This is a genomic window from Microbacterium sp. (genome assembly GCF_035277845.1).
Classification (GTDB): domain Bacteria; phylum Actinomycetota; class Actinomycetes; order Actinomycetales; family Microbacteriaceae; genus Microbacterium.
The window spans coordinates 1-7,512 of sequence record NZ_DATEJS010000042.1 but is presented as its reverse complement, the minus strand read 5'-3'; the positions used below and the strand labels follow the sequence as shown (position 1 = coordinate 7,512).

At 71.2% G+C, this 7,512-nt stretch carries 7 protein-coding genes and 1 pseudogene; 5 read left to right on the top strand and 3 right to left on the bottom strand.

The features are described from left to right. Together VJR25_RS01620 and VJR25_RS01615 are read right to left on the bottom strand one after the other, a co-directional pair. Positions 1-530, bottom strand: a pseudogene (locus VJR25_RS01620) (ABC transporter ATP-binding protein); the annotation flags it as partial. A 113-nt stretch (positions 531-643) separates the two neighbouring features. Then, positions 644-1,699, bottom strand: coding sequence for an ABC transporter substrate-binding protein (locus tag VJR25_RS01615; RefSeq protein ID WP_324111834.1), 1,056 nt, complete (start codon positions 1,697-1,699; stop codon positions 644-646). A 125-nt stretch (positions 1,700-1,824) separates the two neighbouring features. Between VJR25_RS01615 and VJR25_RS01610 the strand changes: the two genes are divergently transcribed. Then, entirely contained in the window at positions 1,825-2,607 is a 783-nt protein-coding gene (locus tag VJR25_RS01610; RefSeq protein WP_324111832.1) for a phosphatase PAP2 family protein, read from the top strand. 16 nt (positions 2,608-2,623) lie between these two features. On the opposite strand, the gene VJR25_RS01605 is transcribed toward VJR25_RS01610, so the two are convergent. Beyond that, the gene (locus VJR25_RS01605) at positions 2,624-3,757 is read right to left on the bottom strand and encodes a glycosyltransferase (protein WP_324111830.1); all 1,134 of its coding nucleotides are present in this window, start codon (positions 3,755-3,757) and stop codon (positions 2,624-2,626) included. A gap of 213 nt (positions 3,758-3,970) precedes the next feature. Between VJR25_RS01605 and VJR25_RS01600 the strand changes: the two genes are divergently transcribed. The 4 genes from VJR25_RS01600 to VJR25_RS01585 form a co-directional block, all read left to right on the top strand. Further along, entirely contained in the window at positions 3,971-4,225 is a 255-nt protein-coding gene (locus tag VJR25_RS01600; protein ID WP_324111828.1) for a glutaredoxin family protein, read from the top strand. A 218-nt stretch (positions 4,226-4,443) separates the two neighbouring features. Then, positions 4,444-5,247, top strand: coding sequence for a tryptophan 2,3-dioxygenase (locus tag VJR25_RS01595; RefSeq protein WP_324111838.1), 804 nt, complete (start codon positions 4,444-4,446; stop codon positions 5,245-5,247). Next, a complete protein-coding gene (locus tag VJR25_RS01590) occupies positions 5,244-6,218 on the top strand; it encodes a hypothetical protein (protein WP_324111826.1) in 975 nt (324 codons plus the stop codon). Before VJR25_RS01595 ends, VJR25_RS01590 begins: the two co-directional genes overlap by 4 nt. 137 nt (positions 6,219-6,355) lie before the next feature. Beyond that, on the top strand, positions 6,356-7,512 hold a 1,157-nt coding region (locus tag VJR25_RS01585), incomplete at its 3' end, for an amidohydrolase family protein (protein WP_324111824.1).

Here is a 7,512-nt window from a genome sequence, read left to right as displayed (position 1 = left end):
ACCACGAGCTCGCTCGCGACCCGGCCCGGTCCCGGCTGCATGAGCAGCACGCGGTCGCCGAGACGGACGGCCTCGCGCACGTTGTGGGTGACGAACAGCACCGTGAGCGCGCGCTCGGCCGCGATGCGCTCGATCTCGTCGTGCATCGCATCCCGGGTGATGGCGTCCAGGGCCGCGAACGGCTCGTCCATCAGCAGCACCTGGCAGTCCTGCGCGAGGGTCCGGGCCAGCGCGACCCGCTGGCGCATGCCGCCGGAGAGCTCGTGCGGGCGACGCCGCTGCATCCCCGGCAGTCGGACGATCGCGAGCAGCTCCGCGACCCGGTCGTCCCACTCGCCGCGTGCGACGCCGGAGAGTCGCAGCGCCAGCTCGATGTTGCCCTGCACCGTCAGCCACGGGAACAGCCCGGAATCCTGGAACATCATCCCGATCCCCCGTCCGCCCGCATCGATCTCCCCGGCGGTCGGTCGCTCGAGCCCGGCGATCAGCGAGAGCAAGGTGCTCTTGCCGCATCCCGACCTCCCCAGGAGGCACACGAACTCGCCCTCGGCGACGCTGAGCTCGACGTCCGCCAGGGCAAGGGTGCCCGCGCGCCCGTACCGCATCGACACGTGATCGATGCGCAAAGCGATCCGCCCCGCGCTCATCGCCCGGCCACCGGTCGGTCGCCGCGTGCCGTCAGCAGCGCGTTCAGCGGCGCGAGGTCGTAGAGCCCCGTCAGGTCGGTCTTCGGCAGCAGCCCGAGTGCGGTGGCATGCTGCGCCTGCGTGGCGAGCGTCCCCGCGAGCGGGTCGGCGGTGAAGACGACGTTCTTCCATGACGATGCGAGTTCGGACGGCTTCGGCGTCGAGCCGGAGATCGCGCCGATCTGCGCGGCGACGGTCTGCTGCGCCGCGTTCGGATCCTTCTTCATCGCGTCGAGGGTGGCGAGCAGCCCCTTGAGGAAGTCCTCGACCTGCTGGGGATGCTGCTTCAGGAATCCGGTGCGCACCACCACGTTCGTGGTCACGAAGAGCTTGCCCGGCCACAGGTCCGCCTCGTCCACCAGCACGTGCGCGCCGGCCTTGTCCACCATGCGGGTGGCCCACGGCTCCGGCACCCACGCGCCGTCGATCGCGCCGGTCTGCAGCGCCGTCAGCGCGGACGCGTTGTCCTGCGGCTCGATGTGGACGTCTCCGCCGCCCTGCGCATCGGTGGCGAACCCCTGCTGCTTGAGCCAGTAGCGCGCCGCGACATCCTGCGTGTTCCCGAGCGACGGCGTCGCGATGGTCTTCCCCTTGAGGTCGGCCGGCGAGTGGATGCCCGCGCGCACCACCAGGTCGACGCCGTCGGCTGCGGCGCCCGCGATCACCTTCAGCGCCGCGCCGCCGCTCTTCTGCCACGCGGTGACGGTGAAGCTCGGCCCGCTGAAGCCGATGTCGATGCTGCCGGCGAACAGCGCCTCGACCTCCTCGGTGCCGGAGTTGAAGGTCGCGGTCTTGATCGTGACCTTGCTGCCGAGCGCGCGCCGGTACTCGCCGCCGGCGAGGCCGACGATGGCGGGCGCGTGCGTCACATTCGGGAAGTACCCGATGGTGACGGTGCCGGACGGCGAGTCCGCCTTCGCGGAGCCGGCGAGATCCGGGCCGGTCGAGCAGGCGGTGAGGGCGAGCACGCCCAGCGCTGTGACGGCGCCCGCGAACAGACGATTGATGTGCATTCGAGCATCCCCAGTCTCCGGCTCCCACAGCCGGGTCGAACATCAAGACCCAGATATACCATGGATTAAGTAGGAAATGAAGACCCCCTCCTGTTTTCCGCCCGCATCGGGTCTACTCTGTCGCCATGCTGGGGAACCTGACCTGGTGCGCCGTGGTGGTGCTGGGCGGCGCGCTCATCCTCGTCGCGACGTGGGCGCCGCGTCGCCTGCTGCCCGGATCGCCGCGCCCGGCGCGCGCCGGCATGGTGATCCTGACGGTGGTCATCCTCGCGGTGGTGCTGATCGCCCTCGTGCTGCTCGTGCGCCTGCGGGTCTACGACCGCCTGGACGCCTCGGTGGTGACCACGCTCGCGGCCGCCCGGACGCCCGGGCTCGTCGCGATCTTCACCGCGGTGACGACCGTCGGCGACGTCGTGCCGTCGCTGCTCGCGGCGACCATCGTCGGGATGGCCCTGTTCGCGCGCTCGCGCCGCGTGTGGGAGGCGCTCATCCTGCCGATCGCGATCGTCGTGCAACTGGTGTGCCAGGACCAGCTCGGCCATCTCGCCGGGGTGACCGTCGCCCAGGTGGACCCGGGCCTCTCCGTCGGCGGGGCGGGGCCGATCCCGTCGGGGTCGATGTCGCGGCTGTTCGTCGTGTTCATCCTGGGCGCCGCGCTGTGGCAGCGCCACTCCGCCCGGGCGGCGGCGGGCTTCCTGCTGACCGGCCAGGCGCTGCTGCTCATCGAACTCGTCTCGCGGCTCTACCTCGGCCGCCACTTCCTCATCGACATCGTGGGCGGTCTGCTGTTCGGCGTGCTGCTGCTCCTCGGCGGCACCTGGCTGCTGGCGGGCATCGACAGAGCCCGCGGGAGCAGCACCGCCCCCGCGACCGAGCGACCCGACCAGAAGGTGCCGGGGGCCGCCTGATCCTCGCGCGGCAGGTTCAGACCGTGTCGACGCCCTCCGCGGCATCCCGCGGCTGCACCGCGGACGGCTGCTTGGCGGCATCGGTCTGCCGGTACACCACGAGCGAGTTGAAGACGAAGCGCACCACGAAGGCGACGAGCAGGGTGATGCCGGCGGCGATCACGCTGGAGATGTGCCAGGTGTGCACGAGCAGGGTGATCACCGGGATGCGCACGACGAGCTCGAGGTTGTTGAACAGCGCCGCCTTCGCGAACCGCGTCCAGACGCCGGAGGTCGCGGACCCGCGCATGTCGTGGAAGACGAAGCGCTCCTGAGCCAGGAAGTTTGCGATGATCGTGACCTCGGCCGAGATGATCGCGGCGGTGACGTACTCGACGCCGAACCGGATGAGAGCCCACATGATGACGAGGTTCGCGATCGCGCCCAGGCCGCCGATGATGGCGAACAGCGACATCTTGCCGAACCGCAGCGCGGTCAGCTGGGCGAGGAAGTGCAGACCCTGCGCGAACGACGCCTTCGACTCGCCGGCATGCCGGTCGGCGAACCGGAACGGCAGCTCCGCGACCCGCATCACCTTGCGCGCGAGGATCTCGAGCAGGATCTTGAACCCGCGCGGGCGCAGGGTGTCCAGGTCGATGGCACGGCGGTCCACCAGGAAGAACCCGGTCATCGGGTCGGTCACATCGCGCAGCTTGATCGGGAACATCGCCTTTGTCAGCAGCGTCGACCCGCGCGAGACGAGCACACGGCTGCGGTCCGCGAGCCCGCCGGCATCGCCGTCGCCGACATAGCGGGATGCCACGACGAGGTCCACGTCACCGCGGCGGTGCCGGTGCAGGAGCGCCGGGATGTCCTCCGGCGGATGCTGCAGGTCGCCGTCCATCACGACGCACACGTCCGACTCGGCGGCTTTGAAGCCGGCGACCACGGCGCCGCCCAGCCCGCCGGTCGGGCTCTCGCGGTGGATGAGGCGCACCGGGAGGGGCGCGGTGGCCGCGACCTGACGGATCACTGCGGGGGTGTCGTCGGTGGAGTCGTCGACGAACACGATCTCGGCCTCGATGTCGCGCACCGCCAGCGCCACGCGACGCACCAACTCAGCGACGTTGGGCGCCTCGTTGAACGTCGGGACGACGACTGACAACTGCATGGAAGCTCCGATCCGGTGGAGCGCCCGCGAGCCGATCGGCGCATCCGTGATCCATGGTGTCATGCGGACCTCCGGGAAAGCCTCCGTGCCCCCGCTTCCATGGGTCGCACCGAGAAACTCACGGGGGCCGCCCAGAATGGGTGGATTCTGAGAGGCCCCGTGCTCATCTGGCGCTCCGAGACCCGTCCCCGCGACGTACGGGAGAATGGTCGTATGACTGACACGACGATCACGATGTACGGCGCCGAGTGGTGCGGCGACTGCCGCCGCACGAAGAAGCAGCTCGACGAGCTCGGAATCGACTACCGCTACGTCGACCTCGAGGCCGACCCGGCCGCCGCCGACGTCGCCCGCGACATCTCGGGCCGCACCAACATCCCCGTGGTCGTCTACCCCGACGCGACCCACCACGTCGAGCCCTCGAACGCCGACGTCGAGTCGAAGCTGCGCGAACTCAGCCTCATCTGACGCCGCGCACGAAAGCGGGACCGGATGCCCGGTCCCGTACCTGCGCGAGACACCACGTTCCGGCTGAGACACCGTGCGTCGCGCGGTGCGTCAGCCGGAATCCGGTGTCTCGGCTTCGGGGCGGGATGCCGCTGAGTAGGCTGGGCGCCGTGGACGACGGCGTGCAGCACAACACCCGAACGATCGAGCAATCGGTGATCACCGATCTCGCCGACCGCATGACGTACGGCGGTTACCTGGAACTCGGCACACTGCTGGATGCGCAGCATCCGCTGTCGCAGCCGCAGCATCCGGACGAGCTGCTGTTCATCATCCAGCACCAGACCACCGAGCTGTGGCTCAAGCTGGTGCTGCACGAGCTGTCGTCCGCGTGCGCGCACCTGCGCGCCGACGAACTGGCGCCCGCGCTGAAGGGCATCGCCCGCGTCAAGCACATCCAGAAGACCCTCACCGAGCAGTGGTCGGTGCTGGCGACGCTGACGCCGACGGAGTACGCGCAGTTCCGGGGCGTGCTCGGCAATGCGTCCGGCTTCCAGTCGGCGCAGTACCGGGCGATCGAGTTCACGCTCGGCAACAAGCACGCCGGGATGCTGCGCGTCTTCGCCGGCGAGCCGGAGAGCCTCGCCCTGGTCACCGAGGCGCTCGAGGCGCCGAGTCTCTACGACGAGTTCCTGCGGCTGCTGGCGCGGTCCGGCTACGACATCCCGGCATCCGTGCTGGAACGCGATGTCACGCGGGCATGGACGTTCACGCCCGAGCTCGTGCCCGTGTTCACCGGGATCTACGCCGACACGAGCACCCACTGGTCGGCGTACGAGACGTGCGAGGAGCTCGTCGACCTGGAGGACAACTTCCAGCTCTGGCGGTTCCGCCATCTGAAGACCGTGGAGCGGATCATCGGGCTGAAGCCCGGCACCGGCGGGTCCAGCGGCGTGCCGTTCCTGCGGCGGGCGCTGGAGCTCACCTTCTTCCCGGAGCTGTTCGCGGTGCGCACCGAGCTGCCCCAGGCGGTGTGGCCGTGACCGATCTCGACGCCCTGCAGGCGGTGCTCGGCCCGGGTGCGCGCCCGGTGCGTCACGCCCTCACCGGCGAGACCGGCATCGGGCTGCCGCCGTTCACCGACCACCACGTCCACCTCCACCTGATCGATGCGGCGGCGCTGACTGCGGGCGGCATCGCGGGCGTGGTCGACCTCGGCGGAGATCCCGATGCGCTCGCCGGGCGCGCGGCGGGCACGCCGCGCACGGCCTACGCCGGCGCCTTCCTGACCGCGCCCGGCGGGTACCCGTCGGGCCGCGGCTGGGCTCCGGATGCCGTCGTCTGCGCGGTCACGTCGGCGTCCGCCTCGCCCGGAGTGGCCGGCGGGGCCCGCACGGCGGTGGACGAGATGGCGGATGCCGGTGCATCCGTCATCAAGGTCGTGCTGCATTCCGGCGGTCCTGCGCTCGCGGACGACGTGCTCGCCGCGATCCTCGACGCCGCCCGGCTGCGGCGCCTGCCCGTGATCGCGCATGCGGAGGGCGCCGGGATGGCGCAGCGCGCGGTGCGGGCGGGCGTCGACGTGCTGGCCCACGTGCCGTTCTCGGAGCACCTGCACGGCGAGACCATCGCCGCGGCGGTCGCGGACGGGATGGCGTGGATCTCGACCCTGGCGATCCACGCCGGATCGCCGGATGCCGCCGTCGCCCGCACGAACCTCGAGCGCTTCGCCGCCGCCGGAGGACGCGTGCTGTACGGCACTGACCTCGGCAACACGCAGGCCGGGCCGCAGCCGATGGGCGTGAGCGCCGCCGAGCTGAGCGCCCTGCAGGATGCCGGCATCCGCGGCCCCGAACTCGTCCGCACGCTGACCGACGGCTGGCCGGGCCTCTCCGTCGCGGGGCTGGCGACCTTCGTGCCGGGCACCCTGCCCGACGACGAGCTGGCGCTGCCCGGCCTCCTCGCGGCATCCCGCGTCGTCCCCGCCGAGGAACTGCTCGACATCGCTCGCTGAGGTCGCCCCGACGGCGTCCTCGACGCGTTCCGCCTCGATGACGTTGATGCACGATCCAAATCGATTTGGTACGCTTGCTGCAGCCGCTTCCGCTCCGGAACGGCGTGCCGCGACATCCACGATCCAAGAGGAGAAGCATGTCCGACTTGACGGCCCTGCACGAACGGCCGACGCTGCTGACGCCGCAGGCGGTGCTCCTTCCCGAGGGCCCGGCACGCGGGCACTCCGTGCTCGTCGAAGCCGGCACGGTGACCGACATCGGCCCCACCGAGAAGTTCCGGGCGTGGCAGGGAGCGGTCGCCGAGCTGCCGGGTCGCATGCTGATGCCCGGGTTCGTCGACGCGCACCATCACCTGACGCAGGCCTTCGGAAAGGCGCTCGTGTTCGGCGAGCCCTCGGAGATCTTCCGCCGCGTCTGGGTGCCGATGGAGAGCCACATGGACGCGGATGCCATCGACGTCGCCACCCGCCTTTCGGCCTGGGAATGGCTGCGCGGCGGCTTCACGACCGTCGCCGATGCGGGCACCCGTGCGACCGGCGACCTGGCCGTCGTCGCGGATGCCGTCGGCGGCACCGGCCTGCGCTGCGTGCTCGGCGTGATCTGCAACGACGTCGTCGGCGGCGAGCGCGTCCTGACGCCGGGCCAGGTGCAGGAGGTCGCGCACGCGCATCTCGGACGCTGGTCGTCGCACGACCTGATCCACCCGTCCCTGGCGATCTCCATCCCGGAGGCGGCATCCGACGAGGCGCTGGCGACGGTGGCGCGGATCGCCCGCGAGGCGCGCGTGCCGTTCCAGACGCACGTCAACGAACACCTCGCCGCCATCGAGCGGTCGCTCGTGGAGACCGGCCTGCGTCCGATGGAGCGCCTGGCAGCCGTCGGTGCGCTCGGCCCCGAGCTGCTGGCGGCCCACGCGACCATGCTGACTCCACATGAGATCCGCCTGCTCCACGACGCCGGCGGAGCGATCAGCTACAACCCGGTCGCCAGCTCCTGGAAGGGGAACGCCGTGGCTCCCGCCCTGCTGCTGCACGAGCTCGGAGTGCGCGTGGGCCTCGGCACCGACGGCACCCGCGGCGACGCGTTCCGGCTGCTGGACGCCGCCGAGACGGCCCAGCGCCTGGCGCACGCCCTGGCCACCGGCGACTCGTCCGCCGGCGGCGGCTGGACGTGGCTGGACGCGGGGCTGCAGGGCGGCGCCGACGCCGTGGGCCTCGGCGGCCGGGTCGGCGTGATCGCGCCCGGCGCGTACGCCGACCTGCTCGTCGTCGACCTGCGGGGACCGGAGCTGAT